This is a genomic window from Companilactobacillus miaonis (genome assembly GCF_036913615.1).
Taxonomy (GTDB): domain Bacteria; phylum Bacillota; class Bacilli; order Lactobacillales; family Lactobacillaceae; genus Companilactobacillus.
In genome coordinates, this window is the sequence record NZ_JAYKTX010000001.1 from 260,921 (window position 1) to 286,495 (window position 25,575).

The 25,575-nt window shown below is 34.8% G+C and carries 24 protein-coding genes; 8 read left to right on the forward strand and 16 right to left on the reverse strand.

The features are described 5' to 3' along the window. Position 1 precedes the first annotated feature (1 nt). The 8 genes from U8521_RS01235 to U8521_RS01270 all read right to left on the reverse strand — a co-directional run bounded on the left by U8521_RS01235 (position 2) and on the right by U8521_RS01270 (position 11,262). Positions 2-1,624 (reverse strand): glycoside hydrolase family 13 protein, encoded by a 1,623-nt coding sequence (locus U8521_RS01235; protein WP_334332883.1) that lies wholly within the window; start codon positions 1,622-1,624, stop codon positions 2-4. A gap of 13 nt (positions 1,625-1,637) precedes the next feature. Further along, complete coding sequence (locus U8521_RS01240) at positions 1,638-3,392, reverse strand: glycoside hydrolase family 13 protein (protein ID WP_334351597.1); 1,755 nt, start codon at positions 3,390-3,392, stop codon at positions 1,638-1,640. 154 nt (positions 3,393-3,546) lie between these two features. Beyond that, positions 3,547-4,413 carry a sugar ABC transporter permease gene (locus U8521_RS01245; RefSeq protein ID WP_334332885.1) on the reverse strand — a complete coding sequence of 289 codons (867 nt, stop codon included), beginning with the start codon at positions 4,411-4,413 and terminating at the stop codon, positions 3,547-3,549. A gap of 3 nt (positions 4,414-4,416) precedes the next feature. Then, positions 4,417-5,766 carry a carbohydrate ABC transporter permease gene (locus U8521_RS01250; RefSeq protein ID WP_334332886.1) on the reverse strand — a complete coding sequence of 450 codons (1,350 nt, stop codon included), beginning with the start codon at positions 5,764-5,766 and terminating at the stop codon, positions 4,417-4,419. A gap of 40 nt (positions 5,767-5,806) precedes the next feature. Continuing rightward, positions 5,807-7,045 carry an extracellular solute-binding protein gene (locus U8521_RS01255; protein WP_334332887.1) on the reverse strand — a complete coding sequence of 413 codons (1,239 nt, stop codon included), beginning with the start codon at positions 7,043-7,045 and terminating at the stop codon, positions 5,807-5,809. A gap of 206 nt (positions 7,046-7,251) precedes the next feature. After that, on the reverse strand, positions 7,252-8,544 hold the full coding sequence (locus U8521_RS01260) for an alpha-amylase family glycosyl hydrolase (protein WP_334351598.1): 1,293 nt from the start codon (positions 8,542-8,544) through the stop codon (positions 7,252-7,254). 14 nt (positions 8,545-8,558) lie between these two features. Next, the gene (locus tag U8521_RS01265) at positions 8,559-10,220 is read right to left on the reverse strand and encodes a glycoside hydrolase family 13 protein (RefSeq protein WP_334351599.1); all 1,662 of its coding nucleotides are present in this window, start codon (positions 10,218-10,220) and stop codon (positions 8,559-8,561) included. A 94-nt stretch (positions 10,221-10,314) separates the two neighbouring features. After that, positions 10,315-11,262 (reverse strand): LacI family DNA-binding transcriptional regulator, encoded by a 948-nt coding sequence (locus U8521_RS01270; RefSeq protein WP_334332890.1) that lies wholly within the window; start codon positions 11,260-11,262, stop codon positions 10,315-10,317. 203 nt (positions 11,263-11,465) lie between these two features. Here U8521_RS01270 and U8521_RS01275 point away from each other — a divergent pair, with 203 nt between their 5' ends. Continuing rightward, positions 11,466-12,755, forward strand: coding sequence for a glycosyltransferase family 2 protein (locus U8521_RS01275; RefSeq protein ID WP_334351600.1), 1,290 nt, complete (start codon positions 11,466-11,468; stop codon positions 12,753-12,755). A gap of 119 nt (positions 12,756-12,874) precedes the next feature. On the opposite strand, the gene U8521_RS01280 is transcribed toward U8521_RS01275, so the two are convergent. Further along, entirely contained in the window at positions 12,875-13,036 is a 162-nt protein-coding gene (locus tag U8521_RS01280) for a hypothetical protein (RefSeq protein ID WP_334351601.1), read from the reverse strand. A gap of 289 nt (positions 13,037-13,325) precedes the next feature. Here U8521_RS01280 and U8521_RS01285 point away from each other — a divergent pair, with 289 nt between their 5' ends. Further along, a complete protein-coding gene (locus tag U8521_RS01285) occupies positions 13,326-13,703 on the forward strand; it encodes a hypothetical protein (protein ID WP_334351602.1) in 378 nt (125 codons plus the stop codon). A 135-nt stretch (positions 13,704-13,838) separates the two neighbouring features. Next, the gene (locus U8521_RS01290; RefSeq protein WP_334332894.1) at positions 13,839-14,216 is read left to right on the forward strand and encodes a YxeA family protein; all 378 of its coding nucleotides are present in this window, start codon (positions 13,839-13,841) and stop codon (positions 14,214-14,216) included. A gap of 16 nt (positions 14,217-14,232) precedes the next feature. On the opposite strand, the gene U8521_RS01295 is transcribed toward U8521_RS01290, so the two are convergent. The 3 genes from U8521_RS01295 to U8521_RS01305 form a co-directional block, all read right to left on the reverse strand. Further along, the gene (locus tag U8521_RS01295; RefSeq protein WP_334351603.1) at positions 14,233-16,218 is read right to left on the reverse strand and encodes a beta-galactosidase; all 1,986 of its coding nucleotides are present in this window, start codon (positions 16,216-16,218) and stop codon (positions 14,233-14,235) included. Continuing rightward, positions 16,218-17,657 (reverse strand): glycoside hydrolase family 1 protein, encoded by a 1,440-nt coding sequence (locus U8521_RS01300; RefSeq protein ID WP_334351604.1) that lies wholly within the window; start codon positions 17,655-17,657, stop codon positions 16,218-16,220. Before U8521_RS01300 ends, U8521_RS01295 begins: the two co-directional genes overlap by 1 nt. A 100-nt stretch (positions 17,658-17,757) precedes the next feature. Beyond that, positions 17,758-18,564, reverse strand: coding sequence for an AraC family transcriptional regulator (locus U8521_RS01305; RefSeq protein WP_334351605.1), 807 nt, complete (start codon positions 18,562-18,564; stop codon positions 17,758-17,760). 111 nt (positions 18,565-18,675) lie between these two features. Between U8521_RS01305 and U8521_RS01310 the strand changes: the two genes are divergently transcribed. Continuing rightward, positions 18,676-19,983 carry a PTS sugar transporter subunit IIC gene (locus tag U8521_RS01310; protein ID WP_334351606.1) on the forward strand — a complete coding sequence of 436 codons (1,308 nt, stop codon included), beginning with the start codon at positions 18,676-18,678 and terminating at the stop codon, positions 19,981-19,983. 65 nt (positions 19,984-20,048) lie between these two features. Here U8521_RS01310 and U8521_RS01315 read toward each other — a convergent pair whose 3' ends face one another. From U8521_RS01315 to U8521_RS01325, 3 genes are all read right to left on the reverse strand, one after another. Continuing rightward, on the reverse strand, positions 20,049-20,957 hold the full coding sequence (locus U8521_RS01315; protein WP_334351607.1) for an alpha/beta hydrolase: 909 nt from the start codon (positions 20,955-20,957) through the stop codon (positions 20,049-20,051). Positions 20,958-21,037: 80 nt separating this feature from the next. Continuing rightward, positions 21,038-21,781, reverse strand: coding sequence for a nicotinamide riboside transporter PnuC (pnuC, locus tag U8521_RS01320; protein WP_334332896.1), 744 nt, complete (start codon positions 21,779-21,781; stop codon positions 21,038-21,040). A gap of 350 nt (positions 21,782-22,131) precedes the next feature. Continuing rightward, positions 22,132-22,695 (reverse strand): peroxiredoxin, encoded by a 564-nt coding sequence (locus tag U8521_RS01325; protein ID WP_334332897.1) that lies wholly within the window; start codon positions 22,693-22,695, stop codon positions 22,132-22,134. A gap of 129 nt (positions 22,696-22,824) precedes the next feature. On the opposite strand from U8521_RS01325, the gene U8521_RS01330 reads away from it, so the two are divergent. After that, positions 22,825-23,478: an HD domain-containing protein gene (locus tag U8521_RS01330; protein WP_334351608.1), complete on the forward strand. Its 654-nt coding sequence runs from the start codon at positions 22,825-22,827 to the stop codon at positions 23,476-23,478. Between the two features lie 7 nt (positions 23,479-23,485). Further along, the gene (locus U8521_RS01335) at positions 23,486-24,013 is read left to right on the forward strand and encodes a phosphatidylglycerophosphatase A family protein (RefSeq protein WP_334332899.1); all 528 of its coding nucleotides are present in this window, start codon (positions 23,486-23,488) and stop codon (positions 24,011-24,013) included. A gap of 100 nt (positions 24,014-24,113) precedes the next feature. Here the strand turns inward: U8521_RS01335 and U8521_RS01340 are convergent, their stop codons facing one another. Beyond that, on the reverse strand, positions 24,114-24,539 hold the full coding sequence (locus tag U8521_RS01340; RefSeq protein ID WP_334351609.1) for a universal stress protein: 426 nt from the start codon (positions 24,537-24,539) through the stop codon (positions 24,114-24,116). A 134-nt stretch (positions 24,540-24,673) separates the two neighbouring features. Between U8521_RS01340 and U8521_RS01345 the strand changes: the two genes are divergently transcribed. Both U8521_RS01345 and U8521_RS01350 read left to right on the forward strand, forming a co-directional pair. After that, complete coding sequence (locus U8521_RS01345) at positions 24,674-24,937, forward strand: hypothetical protein (protein ID WP_334351610.1); 264 nt, start codon at positions 24,674-24,676, stop codon at positions 24,935-24,937. A 282-nt stretch (positions 24,938-25,219) separates the two neighbouring features. Continuing rightward, positions 25,220-25,426: a hypothetical protein gene (locus tag U8521_RS01350; protein WP_334332902.1), complete on the forward strand. Its 207-nt coding sequence runs from the start codon at positions 25,220-25,222 to the stop codon at positions 25,424-25,426. Positions 25,427-25,575: the final 149 nt, after the last annotated feature.

Consider the following 25,575-nt stretch of genomic DNA (forward strand, 5'->3'; position numbering starts at 1 on the left):
CTTAATCCTCCACTTTCACAACAAATGATTCCCAAGGACTTAATTCAAGCTTTGAGAGATCCTTGATTGCGTGATCGTAATTTTGAATAATCGTCTCACCAACTTTTTTATCGAAAGAAACTGTTTGTTTATCGTTTGAAAAGTTGTTGACGATTAACCAAGTTTGACCTTGATAAGATCTTTCATAAGCAAAAATCGTATCTGGTGTATCAAGTAACTTGAAGTCACCCCAGATCATGATTGGATTATCTTTTCTGAGTTGAACTAGTTTCTTGTAAGTGTAGAAAACTGAATTTTTATCGGCCAAAGCATCCTTAACATTGATTTGTTTGTAATTAGGATTAACAGCTAACCAAGGTGTTCCGGTTGTGAAACCACCATTAGCACTTTCATCCCATTGAATTGGTGTTCTGGCATTGTCACGCCCCTTAGTATTGATTGACTTGATAATATCTTCTTTCTTATATCCTGCTTCAAGTCGTTCATGATACATGTTGCGACTTTCAATGTCTTCTACTTCAGAAATATCAGTGATCGGTTTGTTTGTCATTCCAATTTCTTCACCTTGATAGATGTAAGGAGTTCCTTTCATCATATGAAGCAAAATGGCAAACATTTTAGCACTTTCAACTCGATATTCTTGATCATTACCCCAACGGGAAACAATTCTTGGTAAGTCGTGGTTATTCCAGAAGAGTGAATTCCAACCTTCATTGCCAAGTTCTGTCTGCCATTTGGCCAAAACAGCTTTTAATTTGCCAACATTCAATGGTAGTAAATCCCATTTTTGTTTGCCTGGTTGTTGATCCAATTCGCTGTGTTCGAACTGGAAGACCATGGCTAATTCTTCGCGTTTAGGATCAGAATAAAGTTTGGCGATTTCAGGCGTTGCACCCCAGGTTTCACCAACTGTTAGCATGTCCTTTTCACCAAAGGTTGCTCGGTTCATCTCGTGGAGATATTCGTGAAGCTTTGGCCCATTGCCAGTAATTTCTTTGTCCGGTTGCTTGCCAATCAGGTCGATAACATCCATTCTAAAACCACCGATACCTTTATCGATCCAGAAATTCATCATGTCATAAACTGCTTGACGGACTTTTTTGTTTTCCCAATTCAAATCGGGTTGTTTTTTACTGAAAAGATGTAAGTAATATTGACCGGATTTTTCATCAAATTGCCAAGCGCTACCACTAAAGGATGACTTCAAATCATTTGGTACGCCGCCATCTTTAGGATCTCGCCAGATGTAGTAATCACGATACGGATTATCTTTTCCTTTTTTAGCTTCAATAAACCACTTATGTTCATCAGACGTGTGATTGACTACTAGATCCATAACGATTTTAATATTTCTTTTCTTAGCTTCTGCAATCAATTCATCCATATCGGCCATCGTGCCGAATTCTTGCATGATATCTTCATAGTCAGAAATATCATAACCGTTGTCATCATTAGGTGAACGATAGACTGGTGAGAGCCAGATAGCTCCGATTCCTAAATTTTGTAAATAATCTAGTTTGCTGATGACTCCTTGAAGATCACCAATTCCATCACCATTTGAATCCTTAAAACTACGTGGATAAACTTGATATACAGTTGTTTCTTGCCACCAATGTTTTTGCAAATTAAGCACCTCTCTATTTAACTAATGCGAACCCTTTAGGACTAATAGTTAATTCTTGATTATTATTTTCAATTAAATTACTTAAGATTACTTCTCGATTATTGGAAACAGTTTGAGCCTGTGTACCAGAGTTCAAAATAATTTTGACTTCTTGACCATTTAATTGGCGACTCAAGATGATCAACCCATTGTCGGCAACTTTTTCCCAAACCATTTCACCTTCGGAAAGAATTTTTTGATTATTTTTTCTAATTTCAATTAACTTTTGGAAGAAACTAAACAAGTTCTTATCTTGTTTTGATTCATCCCAAACCATACATTTACGGCAGTCAGGATCATTGCCACCGTCCATACCAACTTCGTCACCATAGTAAATACATGGAACTCCAGGTTGTAAGTAAGTAAAGGCTAAAGTTTGTTTCATCAAATCTTTGTCATCACCGGCTTCAGTCAACAATCTAGCTGTATCGTGTGAATCCAACACGTTGAATTGAATCTGGTCAGTTTGATCACGATAAAGCATCAATTGATCATTGATGTCTGAAACCATCTTGTCAGCAGAAATTTGTTTCTTCAACAAATACTTAGAAATTGAATCAGTATAGGCATAATTCATTACCGCACTGAATTGATCTCCTTGTAGCCAACCTTGTGATGAGTGCCAAACTTCTCCCAAGATATAGAAGTCTTTTTTAACACTGTCACAAGCCCGTCTGAAGTCACGCCAAAATTCATGGTCGATTTCGTTAGCAACGTCTAGTCGCCAAGCATCAATATCAAATTCTTCGATCCAATACTTAGCAATCTTGATCAAATGTTCTTTAACTTCAGGATTAGCAGTATTGAGTTTTGGCATATGTGGTGTAAAAGCAAAAGTATCATAAGTTATGTCTTTAGCTTCATCGAACCCAGTATCTTGATAAGTTACTGGGAACTTGTTGATGTGGAACCAATCAGCATATTTTGATTTCTTACCATTTTTCACGACATCTTGCCATTGTGGAGAATTGTCACCCATATGGTTAAAGACGGCATCTAGCATCACTTTGATACCTCGTTTGTGACACTCATTTACCAGTTTTTTGAATGTCTGCTTGTCGCCAAAGGCTGGATCTATTTTCATGTAGTCAATTGTGTCATATTTGTGATTAGATTTAGCTTTAAAGATAGGACAGAAATAGATTCCGTTGATACCTAGTTTTTGCAGATAATCTAAATGGTCGATCACACCTTGCAAGTCACCACCGAAAAAGTCAGTTGGTGATGGATCTTTTGAACCCCATGGCAAAGTATTTTCGGGGTCATTTGCTGTATCACCATTGGCAAATCTCTCTGGGAAGATCTGATACCAAACAGTCTTTTTGACCCATTCAGGTGCTTTAAAACGATCTACTTCATGGAAGTAAGGCATTCTAAAGTAGTTATCGGGGCTGTTGTATACGTCTGGTTTAAAATCGAACACACCATGGTCGCCATAAAAGATGGTAATTCCGTCATTTCCCGTGATCTTAAACGCATACGAGATACGTTTAAATGGTTCAGTTAGTTCGATTGTCCAAAAATCATATAAATCTGTTGTCAAATATCGCTTCATCGGACTAGCCTTTTCTTGCCAATGATCGGTTTGTAATGTATACGGATCCCCGTGAATTAAAGCGACTTCTTTCATATCGCCGCGAGCTGTTCTCAAGCGAATATGCATCAAATTATCTTTATAAAGATATGCAAATTCACTGTCTGGACGATGATAGATTGCTGGTGTATTCATTGAAAATACCTCTCATTTTTTAAAAATTTGAATAAAAAAAGCTCTGCATTAAATAAATTCAAGACATTCACGTATTGAGTTAATTTTATGCAGAGCCAGTTAAACTATACGAATTTAGTAATTCAAGTTTCCAGAATCAAATTCTAAAGCTAAATTACTTAACAGCACCTGATGTGACACCTTCGACATAGTACTTCTGCATATACATGAAGAGCAATGTAATAGGAATCGCAATCAGAACACATCCTGCGGTAAATGTCATAAATAGCGAATTAGCAGTTGTCTTCGTCATCATTGAATATAGGCCAATGGCAACGGTGTAATTCTTAACATCATCACCCATGATGATCTTAGCAAAGATGAAGTCCATCCAAGGACCCATGAATGCTGTCAATGCTGTATAAACAATGATGGGTTTAGATAATGGTAAGGTAATTTTTGTGAAGATTTGCCATTTATTAGCACCATCGATCATAGCCGATTCATCCAAAGCCATTGGGATAGTATCGAAGAATCCCTTAGCAACATAGAATGTCAATGCAGCTCCAGCTGAATAAACTAGAATCAAAGCTAACAAACTACCAGCTAAATCTAAAGCCTTAAGAATGTAGTAAATAGCAATCATACTCATGAAAGCTGGGAACATGTTTAGAACTAAAGCAACCTTCAAGAATGGTCTACGCATCTTGAATCTTAAACGAGACAATGCGTAAGACATTGAAATTGTGATAAAGGTTGACAATACGCAAGTACATACGGAAACGATTAATGTGTTAACAAACCAACGGACAAATGGATAGTTTCCTGAAGAATCAGTCAACAGCTTAATATAATTATTGATTGTAAAATGCTTTGGAATAATATATGGAACGAAGGCTCCACCTTCAGCTCTGAAACTGTTCAGAACAATCCATACGATTGGAAATAGCCAGACAATAGCCATTATTGTAAGGATGGTATAAACAATAGCCCGGTTGCGTTTCTTTTGTGCTTTGTAATTGATTGCTTTCTTTTGTGCCATTTTTTAACCCTCCTTGTATGAATTTGTATGAGTATATGCCCATAGACTGAACACTGCAGATAGAATAAAGATCAAAATACCGATAACTGAAGCTAAATTGTAATCCATTGTATTTACGGTCAAATTATAGAGCCAAGTTACAAGCAAATCGGTTGATCCGGCACCATAGTAGTTTGAATTTGTTGGTCCACCACCAGTTAATAGGTAAATAACATTGAAGTTATTGATATTACCAATCAACTGTTGAATAAGTGATGGCATCATGACAAATAAAATCTGTGGGAAGGTAATTGACTTAAAGATTTGGAACTTATTGGCACCATCCATGATGGCAGCTTCAATTTGTTCTTGATCCAAGTTTTGAATAATACCAGTTGTAATCAACATTGTTGCTGGAATACCAATCCATAAGTTAACAACAATAATGGTAAATTTAGCCATTGTTGGATCTGTTAAGAATGGAATTGACTTAGAAATCCAGCCCCAATTCTTCAACAAAGCGTTAACAGGACCAGCATCATTCAATAGATTACGCATGATCAATAGTGAAATGAACTGTGGAACAGCCATTGTTAAGATAAAGATCGTACGCCATACTTTTTTAAACTTAATTCCTTTTGTATTGATCAATAGAGCGAGAACAACACCTAATAGGAAACATGAGACAGTTGCTACAACGGCCCAAACTAGAGTCCAACCCAAGACTGGGAAGAAAGTTGAAGCGATGTCACCTGTGATAACATTAGAAAAGTTATGAAAACCAACCCAAGTAAAGAGATTCTTTGGTGGTAAGTTATTATGATCGTAATTTGTAAATGCAATCGCAATCATGTACAAAAGTGGCAAAATTGTGAAGAACAATACACCCAATAGAGGAATTGTCATTAAAGTCTGGTGGAATCTTTCATTCAAGAGACTCTTAAGATCATCCTTTGTTGATGGAATCTTCTTGTTTGCTGCTTTTAATTCGAAGATGTGTCTAGCACTCTTCAAGTTAACTATATAAAGAACAACTAAAACTATACAGATTAAAATCGCTGCAATACCGAACAATAAGAGGAGCATTGAATTGTCACCTTTTTGCAGGACATCCATACCCAACTTAGGATCATAAACCAAACCTTGTTTCTTAGTTCCCAATGTTTGCAACATTGCTAAAGCATGTATACCATTGCGAATTAGCCAGAATATAAATCCAACTTCAGCAACTAAAAATATTAACCCTTTAAGAATTTGTTTATTTGCAAAGTTTGAAAAGCCCATAATGATAAATGAAAGCTTCTCTGGCAATCCGCCCTTCATAAACAATTCTCTAAATGTTATATGTTGTTCCGTGGAATGTTTCTTAAACATATAATCGCACCCTTACTTTTTTTTTAGAGAAAATTGTTTTTTAATTTGACTTCTTTGATGCAACAGAAACAACTTTATCTAATTTCGTTTGATAATCTGATGACTTGATCTTGCCCTTGTATGTATCGTTGATCAATGAGTCCATTTGTGGCCAGAAGTTTGTGATTTCTGGAACCTTAGGCATAACGACTGAGTGATCTGATGCTGACATTGTCATAACAGCTTTAGCTGTTTCATCATCTTTAACTTCTTGTAATCCTTGAGCCTTTGTATTTGATGGAACAACACCGTTCTTTTCAAATTCAACCTTTTGTGTTGATTCATTACTCAAGAAGTTAGCAAGTTTCATAGCGGCAACTGGTGATTTAGTTTGTTGGTTAACACCATAAACTTTAACACCCAAGAATGCCTTCATTTGTGTTGCGCCATTACCAAAGTCTACTGTTGGATAAGGTGCAACGGCCATGTTCTTACCAAGAGCTTTCTTAACATCGTTCTTTGACCATGGACCTGAAAGGAATGCATCTGTCTTACCTGATTGCAAGTTTGATAGAGCGGCGGCACTTGTTTGTACAACACCTGAGTTACTCTTTTGTTTTGCAATCCAGTCTAGAACTTGGATACCTTTTTCATTGTTGAAGTTTGTACCCTTAACTGTTTCACCATCTTTACCATATAAGACATCCCCATTACTCATAAATAGTGGTGTAAAGATGTAGTTGGCACCAGCTTCACCAAAGTTTGTACCTAATTTACCTTTAGATGTTAATGAATCCCATGTCTTAACATCGTCAGCTGAATATGTTGATTTGTTATAGTAGAGAACTTGTGATTCAACACCATATGGGAATCCGTAAATCTTGCCCTTCCATGTAACACCATCGACAGCTGACTTAACGTTGTTGTTTTGAACTGTCTTTGTGTACTTCTTAGATACTGGGTAAAGCAATCCGGCATCTGCCATTTGACCAATTTGATCATGTGGCATCATAAAGACATCGGCAGCCTTTTCAGGATCTTTTGAAACATCCTTCAAAGCATCAGCTGATGAACCTGATTTAACTGTAACATGAACTTTTGGATTGGCCTTTTCGAATTTCTTAACTTGTGACTTAATTGCGGCCACATGTTCAGTATCGATCCAAACCTTTAGATTTTGAGTACTGCTTGTACTGTCACTTGATGAACTACTCTTAGAACTGCCGCAACCAGCTAAAACTAGCATTGACATACTTAGAACTAATCCACCTAAAAGAACCTTTTTCCAATTCTTCTTCATGCTTTTCTCCTCCTAAAAAATATCTAATCACTTAACACCTTCTATATTACTGATTTTTCGTCAGGTTGCAATCGCTTTCACGATGTTACCGTTAACAAAAATAAATTCAGTATTATGTTTACTAAAAATAAGATAATTGTCTGATTAATTGCTAAAAAATAGGAGCGCTCAACGTTTATGAGCACTCCTATTTGTATTTTTCAAGTCTATCTGAGATTTCCTTCAATAATAATTGGATCATAATCGATCGTTAAAATACCATTTTGAATGTTAACTAGTGAATTATCGATCAAATTAGTATAGTGATCACTACGAACATCTACTTTGGCACGTCCTGGTTGACCTTTCAAAGTAAATAGTCCCACACGAATCTTGCCATCAAAGGTGTAACTTACTTTGACAACATCATTTTCGAGTGCTTCAACCGTATAGTTACCTTCATATTGGATTTGATCTTGGCTCAATTGGTGCATTCTATACATCAAAGCAGACAAGTCCATCTTTTGGTCTTTCCAATCGATCTTATCCTTATCGAACAAGCTAGGTGTATGTTTCATACCTGCTTCTTGACCAGCGTAAATCAAAGTTGAACCCTTTTGGAATTCGGAAAAGGCTGTCCAATTGAACATATCATTTTCATTGATAAACATCTTATGAGCTCTGACTTGATCATGATTCTCCAAGGCACGCATCTTAATATAATTCTTCGGATAAATATATTCTTGTTGATTCAAAGCCTCAATATAACGACTCAATGAAGCCTTATCTTTAACATATTTTCTCCAAATTTCATCAATATCGTAATCGTAAGTCATATCAAAGGCTTGATACATTTCACTATCTGATGCAGCAGGATAATTTCTATCTCTGAGATATTTAATATAACCGCCACCAGAAGTTTCAGCTAACCAAACCATGTCTGGATTTACTTTTGCTACTTCTTTTCTGGCTTCTTTCCAGAATTCTAGTGGTACTTGTGGAGCCACGTCACATCTGAATCCATCGACTAAATCAGCATACTTCTTCAAAGTATCAATTTGATAAGTCCACAAATCCTTATGAGAATAATCTAATTCGGCAACATCGGTCCAGTCAGGATTCTTATTTTTAAGGTTACCCATGTGATCACGTAAGAACCAATTTGGATGTTCTTTAAGCAAAACAGAATCGCGTGATGTGTGATTATAAACGATATCGATCATTAATTTCATACCCATATCATGGACTTTTTTAGAAAAATGAACGAAATCATCCCATGAACCGATTTTTGGATCAATTGAACGATAATCTTTAATAGAATATGGTGAACCCAATTTACCTTTACGATCTTTTTTACCGATTGGATAAATAGGTAGTAACCAGATATAGTCTGTTCCCAATTCCTTGATTCGTTGAAGGTCATCTTCCAAAGCCTTCAAAGTACCTTTTTTAGTGTGATTTCTGACAAACACACTGTAAATTTGAGCTTTTCTTAATTCAACACTTGTATCTTCTGCCATTATTTACACCCCTACTATTTTTTAGATTCTAATGCACAGCATCCCCAAGGATTCAATGTGATTACACCATTGGAAACTCTTGTTGCTTGATTAGCCAGCGCTCTTCTCCATTTGCCAGCCGGTAAAGTGAATTTCTTCGATTCACTTGAAAAGTTTGCGACAACTAAGCCTTCGCTATCTTCCGTTTGACGCAAATATGCATAAATATCTTTATCGGTAATCAATAGTTGATAATTACCCTTTGTAAAACAGTCATGTTTCTTCAGACACAAAAGGTTCTTATAAAAGACTGCAACACTATCTTGATCTTTTAACTCAGAATCAACATCAACTGCTTGCGTTTGGCCCCAATTCCATGGCTTAGCTTTGGAAAAACCGTGATACGTAGAATTATTCCATTGCATTGGACCACGAGCTGTCATTTCATCTTGATTATTCAAAAGATATAGAATCGTTTGATCATCAAAAGATTTACCTCGTAAATTTTCAATCAGATCAACCGCTCTTTGGTCGGTAAAGTCAGCAACTTTCGAATATTTCAAACCGTGCATTCCAATCTCTTCACCATAATAAATCACTGGAATTCCACGTTGTAAGAACATCAACATTGCTAACAATTTTGCCACATCATCATTTTCGACTGGCAAATTCAGTCGATCCAATACCCGACTAATATCATGATTGCCCCAAGTCAAAGTTGGTAATGAGACTCCGGCCAAGACACTTTCCCAAGTTACATAAGTTTTCTTCAAATAATCTAGTGATAACTTACGATCCTGGAAAAATCCTGGAATATCTGGATTAGAATCATCGTACACTTCACCGTAATTACCAGAATTAACTACAACGTCACAGCCATACTCATTTGGACGGGTATATTCCGCCGCATTCAATGCATTGGCTGAAGAAGCTTCACCAAATAAGAACGTCTCTGGCTTGTAATCTTTGATTTCCTTGACGAAATGACCCAAGTAATCTTTTACTTTCGGCAATTTTGCATAAAAGGTATCATCTTGAGGATATTTTTCCCCTGAGATTAAAGAGTTTTGGTCTAAATTGGCCTTAGCAATATGAATAAAAGCATCTAACCTGAAACCATCTGCACCTTTACTGATCCAAAACTTAGCGATATCAGCAATTGATTTTTGGACTTCTGGATTTTGCCAGTTTAAATCTGGCATCTTCTTATCAAACAAGTGGAAGTAATACTCATCTGGGTTATTAGGATTCTTTGCCCAAACACTACCACCAAAAAATGAACCCCAATTATTGGGAACATCACCATTTTTAGCTTTATGCCAAATATAGTAATCCTTAAAAATACTATTGGGATTACTGATAGCATCTTTAAACCATGGATGTTGATCCGACGTATGATTGATTGGCAAGTCCAAGATGATGTGAAGCCCCAAATGATGAGCTTTTTGAACCATCTCTGTAAAATCGTTCATATCCCCTAAGATAGGATCGATTGCAAAATAATTTGAGACATCATAACCGTTGTCTACTTGTGGCGAAACAAAGATTGGATTTAACCAGATAGTATTAAATCCCATCTCTTTGACGTAATCTAATCGTGAAATTACTCCTTTGAGATCTCCGATACCATCATCATTGGTGTCTTGGAAGCTTTTGGGGTAAATTTGATACACGATTGCTTTGTCATACCAGTTCACAATACACAGCCCCCTTCTTGTAAACCCTTTCATCTCAGTATAAAAAAGTAAGCCCCGCGATAGCAAGGCTTTGATTGATGTTAACGGTAACAGTTTAGCTCCGCAAAGTACCACCTAAACTAACATTAGGTTCAAACACTAATGAACCTTGAGAAGTGCCGTTTTGAATCTTATCGAGTAGATTCTCTCCACAAGCACTACCCATTTCAATAATAGACTGTTTAATAGTAGTAATTTTGGGAGATGCGACTTGATTTAAAAACACCCCATCGAAACCGGTTACACCAAAATCTTCAGGAATTTTACCGCCACGACGTAAAATGCCACGTTCAATACCCATTGCTAATCGATCAGAGGCACAGATAAAAGCTGTGTTCTTTTCAATTTTATCCCAATTTTCGCCAATGAAGTCTTCCGCCATATGACTATGATTACCAAACCTATGTAATTCAGGGATCATTCGTTTCTCCTGAACCTGCTGTAAATAACCAGCTTCACGAGAATATTCGAATGATTCCTTACTATCAATACCAATATAAATTAATTTATCATAACCCTTTTTCAAGGCCAGTTGTGACATAAGATAAGTTGCTGCTTTGTTATTTGTATCAACATAATCTAAGCCATAACGATTCTCACCAAACAAAACTACTGGCTTTTTTAAATCTTTGATCCAACTAACATCGTTTTCACGCATCCCGGTAATAATGTAGCCATCGCAATTACCAATATCAAAATTACGACGAGTTACTAATTGCAAAGAATATTGATGCAAATCTAGAGTCTTCGCAATTCCAATCATCAAGTTCATGTAATAAGGTTCAGTTGTATCGATATCTTCCAAAATACACAATTTGATGATACGAGTTGTCTTGTTAGCCAGAGCTTTAGCAATTACATTTGGATGATAATCTAATTCACGCATAGCTTCATAGACTAATTTCTTCAATTCATCCGTCACCTTTTCCGGATGGTTAATAACTCGAGAAACAGTCATTTTTGAAACGTTGGCTTTTTTTGCTACATCTAATAAAGTAGTCATGAATTCCCCTCCATACATCACAATTTTATTATAACAATTAAAAAGGTTTTCAGGAGTTTTTTTATAAATTTGGCTAATTTTCAGTTCATATTTTTAGAATTATATTAATTAATTATAAAATAATATATATAAGCAACCTGTTTGAACATCTTTCCAATTTGAGTAGAATTTTAATTGAAAAATAATTGGGAAGATGATATTTAATGATTATTTATCTAATAGCGGTAACGATTTTCATGATTCAATGTTTCATTATGTATTACATCTACGCCACGCAACGCAAACAATTTCAACAAGATATGAAAAATGCTTACGAACCAGACCAAGATATGAATCAATTCTTTTATTTTATGTTGCTTCCTTGTTTGAATGAAGGAAAGGTCATTAAAAACTCGCTTATTCGTTTAAACAATTTACCTGGTCACAAACAGATTATTGTCATTGATGATGCTTCTGATGACGATACGGTTACACAAGCTAAAAGTATCGATGGTCCCATTTCCATTGTCGAACGTAAATTACCTAATGCTAGAACTGGTAAAGGTGATGCTTTAAATAGTGCTGTAGAAGAGATTCAAAGATTGATTAAAGAAAAACAACTTGATCCACAAAAATGTATCGTTGGTGTTCTAGATGCCGACGGAGTTTTAAGTGCCAATAGTATTTATAAATTAAATGACGGTTTTGACGACAATTCTGTCGATGCAATCCAACTTCGTGTCAAAATGAAGAGTCCCAAGAAAATTTTACAAACATTTCAAGATATCGAGTTTTTTGTAATTAATCATTTGATTCAACTAGTCAGAACTCATCTCAACGCCGTCGCTTTATGTGGTAACGGTCAATTTTTCAGATACTCCTCCATTTTCAAAGCTCTCGGTTCAAAACCTTGGGGTAACGCTTTACTTGAAGATTATGAATTGACTTTGCGCATGGAACTCAATGGTTTGAATATTAAATACATTGATGAAGCTTACGTTGAACAAGAAGCCCTCTTCAGCGTAAAAAAATTGATTCGTCAGCGTGCAAGATGGGCTCAAGGTGGCTTTAACTGTTGGAAATATCTTAAAGAAATTACTTTTTCAAAAACCGTCACGACAAGTCAAAAGTTGGACACTTATTTCTTTTTCATTCAGCCTGTAATCAATATCCTAGCTGACTTCAGTATTATCTATTTGACCTTTGAATTTATTTTTAAATATCTCAAGAATCCTGAATTTATCTTCGTTGCTTTCGTGATCATGACAATTTTAAGCTTCTTCTTTGGAACAATTTTTACTTTGATTTATATCAGAGAACTAAAAGTCAGCGATAAAGCTCATCTAGTAATTCAACCAGATGATATGATCAATGAAAAATTCAAATTAAGAAGAATGATTTTATCGATTGGTCTAATTTCCTACATTTATATCGTTTTATTCTTCAGTTTAATGATTTCTGGTTATCATTTGATTATCGGTCATACAAGTTGGGATAAAACTCAACGCAACTAGATTGGATAGAAACTTGCTCTGAAATTAAAATAAGTTTACTTAATATTAAATCAAAAAAGGATATCATTAGATCCGCGTACTTTGCCGGTCTAGTGATACCCTTTTTTGAGGTGACATATTTACACCATGCTCTTTTTTACATGTGACTTACGATAACTGTGAATTTCAATCATTATAAATATCATTAAAGCTAATATTGCTGCTCCGATAAAAGGATTAATCAAAAATTTTGGAAAATATAAATCTTTTGGAATTTGATTTATAAATACATTAAATTTCATATCCATCGCCTCTTATTCGAATAAATTATCTCATCTTATTTTTTAGATAGCAAAAAAGTCGCCCTAAAGGCGACTCTGGTTACGGAGTAAAAACGTTGCTGTATGTACTTTTATTCTGAATTTATTTGATAAATACTATTCGTATCTACCAAATGTCATTATTACTGATTCAAACTGACTTGTAAATAGATCGTCCTAATTATGACTAAACTGTTAGTTATTTGTGACATAATTGTAAGATTGAGGTAACTATGAAATAATAAAATCGATTACATATAGAGGTGATTTTATGAATTCTGTTACACAAATTATTTTCAGTATAACTAGTTTCATCATTGCTTTATCGCTATTAGTGGGTTTAATTTTAATTTCAATTAGTCTTTTCAATATCAAAGGCCAATTGAAGAAGCGTAATCGGATACTCGCCCAAAATTTGCGACCTTATTTGCTCATTCGTAGACTTAATCAAAATACGCTTGAATTTAGAAATGCTGGTAACACTCCAGGAGTTTTGGATTCTTGTGATATTTCTGAACTTTCAAATTTAGTTGGACAAACAATTTTTGCTGGACAATCCTATACGTTCAAAAGTGATGTAGCAGAAACAACTATTAACCTGTCTTACCACGATCAAATTAATCACTTTATGGAAACTTATACGATTTAAACTTACATTTTTTCTTTATAAAAAAATTGATGCCAATGCATTCTCATCTTTGACCTTACAAACCTTACAAAACCGTTAGGATACAAGCGATTCTTTCTATGATATTATTCCTAGTGAATTAAGGAGGAACTAAAAATGAGTAAAAAATTTGGTGTTAGTTTATTAGTTGTTATAATCTTATTAATTCCCCTAGCTGGCTACAAATTATGGTACGCTCCCAATTACACTGGCGATGATTATTACACTTACATTGGCAATTCGTATAAAGAAATCATTGAAAAAGACGATTCTGGAAATGAATACAAAGATTATATTTATCAACAGAAATCATATGATCAAGACGGTAACGAAAAGCTTTTAAAGTTCAGCAGTGCCATTGAAAGACCTATCAAAGCTCACAATTACCTTAAAATCACTTACAATCAAAAACATCAAAGAGTTCTTTCTTGGGAAAAGGTCGATAAGGACAAAGTTCCTAAGAAATCAATCGAAAAAATCCTGACCAATAATTAATTTGATCAGGATTTTTTTATTTCTTTAAAATTAAAACATCAAATGGTTTCAAATTAAGCGTTTTTTGTGTCTTTTGATCTGTTAACAAATCAATTGTTTCTGGACTTGGATTTGAAATTTTTTTAAATTGACTGCTTGTATTAATAACAAAAATATACGAAGCTTGTTGGCCAATTCGTTCAACAATTTCAACATCACATTTAGATAGATCTGACTCTATACTTACTTGATCAAGAATTTTTTGTATGAAGAAATTCATTGCCGATTCATCCAATCTTGAGCCTGCATAAAAAGCATACCCTTGTCCAAAATGATTTTTAGTCATAACTGCCTTTTCATCATAGAAAGTTCCAGAATAATGGGCAAGCGGCTGTGCTGTTGTAGGTTGAATCAAATCACATAGAAGACTTCCCTTACCAACAATCGTTCCATCAGCTATCAATTTGTTTTGATGGTCAAATGGCAATGCATCAGTTTCGTCAAATTTCAATCCTAAGACATGCTTTAATAACCCTGGATAACCACCTAAATAAACATTATCATCCCTATCAGCAATTCCAGACATATAATTAGTCACAAAATTTCCACCATTTTGAACATAACTCTCAATTTTTTTCGTTAAATCAGACGAATTGATATACATACTGGGAGCGACGACTACTTTATATTTCGTAAAGTCGCTATCTTTAGAAATCATATCGACTCCGATTTTTCGTTCATAAAGGGCTCGATAAAAATTAAAGACCTCTTGTACATAATCTAAATTTTTAGTTGGTCCAATACAGTCTTCTAAAGCCCAGTAATCATTCCAATCAAAAATAATCCCAACCTGATTATTATTTTGCGCTTTTGCTAAATCCTCTGGTAATTTTGCCAATTCATGTCCTAATTGTTTCAATTCTTTACCAACACGCGTATCCATCGATAAGCTATGTGAAATAACAGCACTATGAAATTTTTCTGACCCATTACGAGCTTGCTTCAATTGAAAAAATTGAATCGTCTCAGCACCATGTGCCATAGCCTGATAACTCAACATGCGCATTTGATTTGGTTGTTTGAGTGAATTAAATGGTTGCCAATTTTGTTGACTTGGAGTCTGCTCCATTAACATAAATGATTTATCCTTGACTCCTCGCATTAAATCATGTTGCATAGCTGTATAACTGGCTGGGGTGTCAAAACTAGGATAATTGTCCCAAGAAACGACATCCATTTCTTTAGCCCATTTGAAGTAATCTAGATCTTTTTGACTACCCATTAAATTAGTAGTAATCGGACGACTATCGTATTTTCTAATAATATCTCGTTCCATCTTAAAATTATTGAGTAAACTATCTGATTGAAAACGACGATATGCCAAATCCAATCCAGATAAAACTGGTTTACCATTATTAAAGGCATCACCAATCTTCATGGGTGGAATAATTTCATTCCATGAATGATAAGTATGACTCCAAAAATTAGTTCCCCAAGCGTGATTGATACGTTCGAGGTCATCGTGATATTCCTTTTTCAACCATTTTCTAAATGCCTTGGCGCAATTATCACAATAGCAATAACCATTATATTCGTTGGAAACATGCCAGTATGAAATATTATCAACATTTGCATAACGTTTAGCCAGTTGCTCAACTAATTCTTTGTCCAATCGCTGAAATTCTGGACTGTTTGGGCAGGCATTTTCACGTTTGCCCCCAATTTGTCGTCTACCATATGTATCGACCCGATTGATCTGTGGATATTTATTAGTCATCCAAAATGGTAAAGCTCCGGTTGCAGTTGCCATTACAATTTGAATATGATTCTTTTTTAAGATTTCAACAATTTTATCAAGTTGTGAAAAATCAAATTTTCCTTCTTCTGGCTCTAATAAAGCCCAAGAAAATACATTGATTGTTGCTGAATTGATACCGATTGGTTTCATTAAATCCCAATCATTTTGCCATGTACTCTCTGGCCATTGTTCTGGATTATAATCACCACCATATAGAATTGCCATTACTTTACCTCTAACTTTCGACCATTAGACTCAATTATCTTCTGATACCAGTAGAAACTCTTCTTCTTGATACGCGTCAAATCTTTGCTAGAATAATCATCTCTATCGACGTAAACAAAGCCATACCGCTTATCATAGCCATTCAGCCAACTCAACAAATCCGTAAAAGACCAAGCACAAAATCCTAAAACTGGTACTCCATCAGAGATTGCTTTACCAACCTGGACTAAATGATCATTCAAATAATCAATTCGATATTGGTCATCAATTTTTCCATTTTCTAATTTATCAAATGCACCTAAGCCATTTTCAGTAATCAGAATCGGTAGTTGATATTTTTCATAAACTTGTCTCAAAGCTATTCTAAATCCAATTGGATCAATCTCCCATCCGAAACTTGTTTTTTCAAGATAAGGATTTTCAACTGATTCAAATAAATAACTTTCTGGTGAAGTATCTTGATTATCAGCTGCCATTAAGTAGGGATCAGTTTTATTAAAATCTTTTTGAGATCTTACTTTATCAATATTAGGTGCTTTAACTGTTCCTCCATGGTAATAATTAATTCCTAAGAAATCCGGTTTAGCGGTCTTTAACACTTTTGAATCTTCAGATGTGATTTCAAAATCTAATTTCATTTTTTTTAAAAGTCTCAAGATTCTTTCTGGATAACGTCCGTAACAATAGACATCCAACCACCAATCATTGTTGAACTGATTAGCATTTACTGCTGCTAATACGTCAGCCGGTGAACTGGTCAATGGATATACTTCACCATATCCAAAACTAGGTCCAATTTTCCCATTTGGTACTAATTTATGAAAAGCAGAAATTGCTTGAGCATTAGCCAAATTGACAATATGATTAGCTTGAAACATTCGCTTAGTATCTGAAACGTTTGGTGGATGTGAAGCCCAACGATACCCCAGTGACGTGAAAACATTTTGCTCGTTAAAGGTTACCCAATATTTAACTTTCGTCCCAAATTTTTCAAATAGAATTCGGCAATAATCAACAAATAAATCAATTAATTTACGATTTTCCCAGCCACCATATTTTTCTTGTAACTTTTCTGGTAGATCCCAGTGATAGAGCGTAACGACTGGTTCGATATTGTTTTTTATTAATTCATCAATTACTTTCTCGTAAAAATCTAATCCAGCTTGATTTACTTTTCCTTCACCATCCGGCAATATTCGACTCCAAGAGACACTAAAACGATAAGCTTTCAATCCCATTTCCGACATTAATTTAATATCTTCTTGATAATGATGATAAAAATCGACGGCAATTTTGCCATTAGTATTATTTTTTGTTTTACCTTTTATTTGCGAAAATTCATCCCAAATGGATAAACCTTTGCCATCTTCATTGTAGGCACCTTCAACTTGATAAGCTGCTGATGCGGCACCCCATAAAAAATTATTGGGAAATTCCATAGTCATTTCTCCTCGTCTTTTTACTAATTATGAATTAATCTAGCACACAAAAATCAATTAGTAATCAAGGATAGTTGTACAAAAATACAACATTTTGAAACTATTTATAAAGTCCCCTAAATTTTCCCGGTGTTACACCCTCACCACGTTTAAACATCGAAATAAAATAACTATTGGTATTGAAACCGACATTTCGACCAACTTCTTCAACTGATAACGTTGGTTCATTCAACAAAATTTCCTTGGCTTTTTTTATTCGATAATCGATTAAAATTTGATGTGGTGAACTACCATAATTGTTCCGAAATGCCTCTAAGATATATTGCAAACTATAATTTGTCGCTTGTACAAAATCGTTATTAGTTAAATCCTTTTGATAATAATCGCGAATCATGTTCAAATTTGGATCAATGATATTTTTATTCATTTGATAGTTATGAGGATTGACAACATTATACTTTTTGATTAATAGTAAAAATTCATATACCAAAGTTGAAGATTCATAGATATCTAAACGATTGTTTTCCTTAAATTCTTTATGATGAACTGAAATAAAATCTCGTAATTTTTCTTCCGGAGATTCAATGTACAAAAAATCACGAAAGCCTAAAGTTTTTGTAATTTCTGAGATCAAAAGTCCACCAAAAGAGAAATATCCTGTTAGCCATTCACCATTTTTCGAATGATAATCATGAGGAATATTCTGATTGATCAAAATTCCCTGATTTTCTTTCAATTCAATGTCTCTACCTTCAATATTTACTATTCCTATACCACTATAAGTTTGTAACCAATGAACATAATTATATCCCTTTGGTCTAGACACGTGTTCTTGACGCCATTTGTATCCAATACTATCAACGTACAAGGGCAAAGATCTGTCTTTTGCTTTGAAACTATATCTCATTTTTTCACCTTCAATATGTGATATTTAGCTAGCATTATCTTTAATTACAATAACATTTTGGTATGCTAGATTAAAGGTAATCAAGCGGAAAGGAAATGAGGATTTTTAATTATGAAAGCGATTACAAATTGGTTTCAAAATAGTTTTAGCCCAGCGTTAGCCAAACTTAGTAATATGAAATACATGTTGGCTTTACGTGATGGGATGATTATTACAGTTCCATTTACAATTTTCGGAAGTATTTTTATGATTATAGCGAACTTGCCTATTCCTGGTTGGACACAGTTTGTAGCTCCATTTCAAGCTAGATTACAATCAGCCGTTACAGTTACATTCGGTATCTTAGCTGTTATTGTTGCTATCGGTATGAGTCATGAAATGGCCAAATTAAACAAGATCGATACACTAACTGGTACTGCAATCGGTTTATCAGCATTCTTACTCTGTATGTTGAATGATAAATTTCAAATCGATCCTGCTACTTTAGGTACAGATGGCATGTTTACCGCAATTATCGTTTCAATTATCTCTAGTGAAATTGTTGCCTTTTTCATTAAAAAACATATTGTCATTACTCTACCTGATTCTGTTCCACCTGCCGTTGCAAGTTCATTCGTTGCTTTGATTCCAGCTTGCGCATCTTTAGGATTCTTCTGGATAATCAGAGTATTGTTTAATGTCAAAATCAATGCCGTCATTCAGGCTATCTTCTCACCACTAGTTACTGGTTTGAATAGTTTCTGGGGTGTTGAATTTGCATTATTCCTAACTTTAATTTTATGGACAGTTGGTATTCATGGAAATAACGTCCTAGGTGCTGTAGCATCACCTGTATATACTTACTTCTTAACAGCTAATATCAAACAAGTTTCAAAGGGTGTCGCTCCAACACACATCACTGCCGACGGATTCTTAAACTTTGGTATGAATATCGGTGGTACTGGTGCAATTTTAGCCTTAGTAATTTGTTGTCTGCTATTTGCTAAGAGCAAACGTTACAAGCAATTGGCAAAATTAGGTGCTATTCCTTCAGTCTTCCAAATCAGTGAACCTATCATGTTTGGTTTTCCAGTTGTTTTGAATCCTACATTGGCAATTCCATTCATTGCTATTCCAATGGTATTACAAGGTATCACTTACTTCTTGATGAAAGCACATATCATCGGCATGGTTATCGCCCAAGTTCCTTGGACAACCCCTATTTTCATTAACGGTTATCTAATCACTGGTGGTGATTGGCGTGCACCAGTATGGCAATTGATTGAATTAATTATTGCCGTTGCAGTTTACCTACCATTCTTCAAAGTTCTTGATAGAGCTGCTTACAAACAAGAAAATGCTGAAGCTACTGATGCCGATTATGAGGAAAAAGCTACCAAAGCTAATAAGAATTTCAATGGGAATACACAAAATGCTTAATTTAAACATATTTATAAACGCATAAAAAAATAACCTAATCCCTTTTTTGAGATTAGGTTATTTTTTTATTGGAAATATTTGTTAGCAAAAGTCGTAGCTTTATCAATGTATAATTGACTATTTTTACTAAATGAATCTGCATGACCAGCACCTTTGACGATCCAAAGTTTCTTGGGACCTTTGGTGTAGTCATAATTTAGATATGCATTCTTAGTTGGAACAAAGTCATCCTTTGAACCATGAATTACAAACAGTGGTACGTGATTATTCTTTAAGGTATCCTTCGTACTTGCTTGATAGAAGTTATAACCTGCTAAGAAATCACCGAAAAGACTGGCCGTAGGAACTAACGGAAAGCTTGGTAAATTGAACTTTTCCTTCAATTGATAATTCAATTCACCAGAAATGGTCGAATAGCCACAGTCAGCAATCGCAAATTTAACATTCTTGGGATGCTTACCAAGCGTATACATGACAGTTGCTGCTCCCATACTTACGCCGAATAAACCAATTTCAGACTTTGAACCATATTTTTGATTCAATTGTTTGATCCAGTTTAAAATATCGACTCTATCCTTCCAACCATAACCTGTGTAAGTACCCTGACTCATTCCAAATGAACGATTGTCAGGTGTCAAAACATTGTAACCAGCCTCATGAAACATTTTGGCATATTGACCCATATATTTACTAGCACTACCAAATCCGTGAATAACTATCACTGTTTTAGTAGTTTTCTTTTCAGCTGGTAAAAAACGAGCTTTCAACTTTAAATTGTCTTTAGTAGTTTGTTCCATGATAAGTGGTTTTTGTTTCAAAAACCACTTATCATCTTTATTCAAATGGGTAGCAATTTGGCTACTGTAACCAGTTTTATTAAAGGCATAGTTAAACAAATAACCACTACCTGCCAAATCCCCAATAATTAGTACGCCGACCACTATTGACAATGTGATCTTAATAAATTTTTTCACAATTAAATTACCCTTGTCTAAAATTCTTTCTGCTCAACAATAATAAATAACTGGCAATTTTATTGCAACAAAAAATGTAATTAGTTATTTGCTATTTGTTCATCCTTGGCACGATTTTCAGAAGCATCCTTATGGAACCAGTGAATATGTGAGTCAAAGAAAGCAATCATATCGTTCATGAAATACATAATGTATGTCAAGAATAGTACAGGACTTGCGTCACCTTGAGTAGCTGTAACTCCCCAAAGTACGATTGACATAACTCCTTGAGCTGTCCAGAAGTAGTATTGTTCACGGAAACGTAATGTACACAACAATGCACCTGTGAAACCAATTGCAGCAGCAACAGAATCAATTACGGGACGTGGACTGATAAATAGATGTGTATCCATCAAATATAAAAGGCCCCATGATGCAAAGAAGAATACGGCTGTCCAAAGCCACTTGATAGCAGTTAGACCGTGAATATGCTTTTCAGCATCTTTAGCCCATTGTGGACTGACTAAAACAGGAATATCAAGCAATACAATGTAACTTAGTTGAAGCACAACATCAGAGAAGTTCTTAGCATTAATAGCTACGAAAATATAAATAAGTGCAGAAACTAGTCCTAAGACACCATTTAGAGGCTTAGCGTTTGTGATCGCAACGGTACATGTGAAACCTAAAACGGCCGCAAACCATGTCCAAATAGCGATTGCATTAATAGAATGTGAAAGTGTTGAAGCAGTAATGGCCCCCAAGCCAAACATTAATAGCATGTAACTCTTGAAACTCCAGTGTTTCATTTGTTCAACATACCATTTTGGATTAAAAATACTCATTTAATCTTCTCCTCTTTGGACCATTTCAAAAAGCGTGATTTCTATCATCAAATTTTGAAACAATCGAATTTTATTTATCCCTTAAACCGAAATATCAATTTAACCGACGAATAAAATCATACCACCAATTGAAGTGAAAATGGTAGGAGTAATCTTAACCATATTGATGCCATATCGGTGTAAAGCGCTTACCCCACCTGATAGACGGGTTATTTATCATTTGATACAAGATATAGTTTTTTTTGAATTTGTAACACTATATCTTGTTATAACGAAGCCGTAATTATAAAAAAAGAATGACACTTCCAAACAAATGAAAGTGTCACTCTTCTTGATATAACAATTTTGATTTAAATTTTGCCTACAAGGTCACCACTAGGTTTGATGGTATCTTCCCCAGGATGCCAATTAGCAGGACAAACATTATCACCGTGTGCCTCAACAAATTGAGCTGCCTGTAAAGTTCTTAAAATTTCTTTAGCATTACGACCGATTCCCATTGCATTAACGGTATATGACTTGATAATACCCTTAGGATTTGCAATAAAGACGCCACGAAACGCTTGACCACTATCTTCATCCAAAATATTGAAGAAATCAGTCAATTGGTGCTTTTGATCGGATAACATTGGATACTTAATTTTTCCAATCGTATCGGTCGTTTCTGCCCAAGACATGTGTGAGAATTGACTATCAACTGAAACTGAATATACTTCCGCATTTGCGGCTTTAAATTCATCGTAACAGTCTTGTAATTCGCTCAACTCAGTTGGACAAACAAATGAGAAATCTGCTGGATAGAAGAAAATGATCGACCATTTTCCAAGTAAATCAGATTTATTGAAAGTCTTCAGTTCCCCATCTTGATATGCATTAACTGTAAAATCAGGTATTTCTTTATTAATATAGTTCATTGTCAAACCTCCAAGAATTTAATTTCTTTTTGTTTAAACACAAATATATAGTAACAAACATTTCGATTTATTTTTAATAAAAACACTTTTGTGCAACAATAGCTTTATTAAATAAAGAGGGATATATTCATGACAGAGGAACAACAACTTCAAGCTATCAAAGATTTTTCATATCAAAAAATGAAAAAAGACACTTCCGGTCACAACTTCGACCATATTCAACGTGTCGTTAAAACAGCCAAACGATTACTTAACGAAGAACCTGCTAATAAATTGATCACTCTAGCAGCCGCATATTTACACGACGTTGCCGACGATAAATTAGTTAGTGATCCTAAAGAATTAGACTTAGAAATCCAAAAATTCTTACAGACACTTGGATTAACATCTGATCAAATCGAAAAAATTCTTTTTATCACTCGTAATCTCTCCTTCAGTAAGTCTTTGGAAAATCGCCAAAAACTCTCTCTCGAAGGACAAATTGTCCAAGATGCTGACCGCTTAGATGCCATCGGTGCTATCGGAATCACTCGGGCAATTTATTATGGTGGCAAACATGCCGAAACAATTTATGATCCAGATATTTTGCCACGAAAAAATTTAAATAAAGCCGAATATCGTAATTTAAGTAATGAAACGATTATTAATCATTTCTACGAAAAGCTTCTTAAATTAACTGATATGATGAACACACCGACAGCTAAAAAAATTGCTCAGGCTCGTCATCAATACATGATCGACTTCTTAAAAGAATTCAAAAACGAATGGAATGCAGAAAGGTAGATAAATTATGGTCTCATTTGCACAACAAGATAAAGAATACTATCAACACATTATCAGAAATCTCAAAGATCGTGGCGTGACACTAGACGACATCGCCGAGATTGTCATTTTTCTTGAAAAAGATTATATCAAAGGTTTAAACAATGATATTGCAATTCATGCTATCAATAAAGTTCTGCACAAACGGGAAGCTCAAAATGCCATTATGACAGGAATTGAATTGGATGTTCTTGCAGAAAAAGGTTTGCTATCAAAACCTATGCAAAGAATCATGCAGACCGATGAATCAACTTACGGGATCGATGAAAACATGGCGATAACGTTGGCCAGTCTTTATGGCTCTGTCTCAGTCACTAACTATGGCTATGTTGATAAATTGAAACATGGAATCTTAGCGAAATTAAATGATAAATCCACTGGTAAAATCAATGTTTTCTTGGACGATTTAGTTGGTGCTATCGCGGCCGGAGCCTGTGGTTGGTTAGCTCATAATGAAGAAGAAGTTAAAGGTTTATTAGAGGAAAGCAATTTATAAGAGTAAGGCATTACTTGAAACAACTGGCTCCAGATAATCAAAACACGGTTATCTGGAGCCAGTTGTCTTAATATTCAAAAATTACAAACTATCCTACTCTCTAATCAACTATCAAAACATTAGTTTTAGACCTTTCAGACACGTAACGGGTCACTGACCCAACTAAAATCCTCGCCAAGCCCGAATTACCGGTCTTACCCATCACGATCAAATCAATCTTATTTTCTTGAGGGAAACGAGTCAATTCATTTCTTGGCTCGCCATTTAACAATTTAACATTACATAATAAACCGGCCTTCTTGACGATTTCTTTTGACTTCTCCAAATCGTCTCTAGCACCGTTTTCTAGATCACGTACCAAACCAGGTGCGTAAGATACGCCGACATTCATCGGTAAATTAGCTGTATTTATAACTGAAACTAAGTAAAGTTTTGCTTCAAATTTCTTGGCTAATTCTATTGCCGTATTCAAAGCATTGAAAGCGCTCTTACTACCATCGATTGCTACCATAATTTTTTTAAACATGATCTTGCCCCCTTTTAATCTTCTAAATTAATTCTAGCAAGTTAGTGAAAAATTTGGTAATAATAAGCTATTTACGACTTGAAGATTTGATATAATTAAAACTAGTAATCAATAATTTTTAGGGGATTATTATTATGAAGACTAGGGACAGACTGGAGCTCATCGAAAAAGAATGTAAAATTCGCAATAATTTAAAACAAATCCAATTCACACATTATTTTTCCAACCAATTTATGGAACGTTATACACAATTTTTCTGTATCGAGGAATTTCTTGAGGCAGCTGGAGTGACAAACCAAGCCAGCTTAGATTCTCTACCAATGGAAAGTTGGGAACGTCAAGTTCAATTTTTTCTAGCTGGCAAGAGATGCTTGATAAAGCCGGTGAGGAGTATTTAATGGAAAATTACTATTAAATTCATAATATTATTAAATAAAAACGCTATCATTTATGTTATTTGTTCGATTATATTACATTTATGTAACAACTGTAATATACTATATTTGTTGGAAGAAACCCAAAACATGCAATAATAAAAATTTAATTCTCAATAGTACAATCCTTCTATAGAATTAATCTTCCAACGGACGATGCCTAGGCATCGTCTATTTTTTTCTTAAAAATCGCCTTTTATACATAATTTCGTTATAATTCAAGATAACAAAAATTGGGAGACGTAATTGAAGAAAAAGTTTAAACAAGTCTTAAAATTGAATTTATTTTTAACCTCAACTATGATCATCTGCGATTTACTGATCGTCCATCATCATACTAATGATAACCAGTCAGCAGTTCGCCAAGTCAGTGCTTCAAGACAAATGAAGATTCCGAAAAGATTACGTACGATTCACTTTGATGAGGAACAAGAATTCAGTGATGACAAATAAGAGAGTGGAACAGGACATGGTCAACTCTCGAGCATTAAGGCAAATAGACCGTGGTAATTGAAGTGCAACAGAAAAGTTAGACAAAATTATATTTTTTAAATTACTAAGGTATGTTCCCTGTATTCACGGGGGGACATACCTTTTGTTTT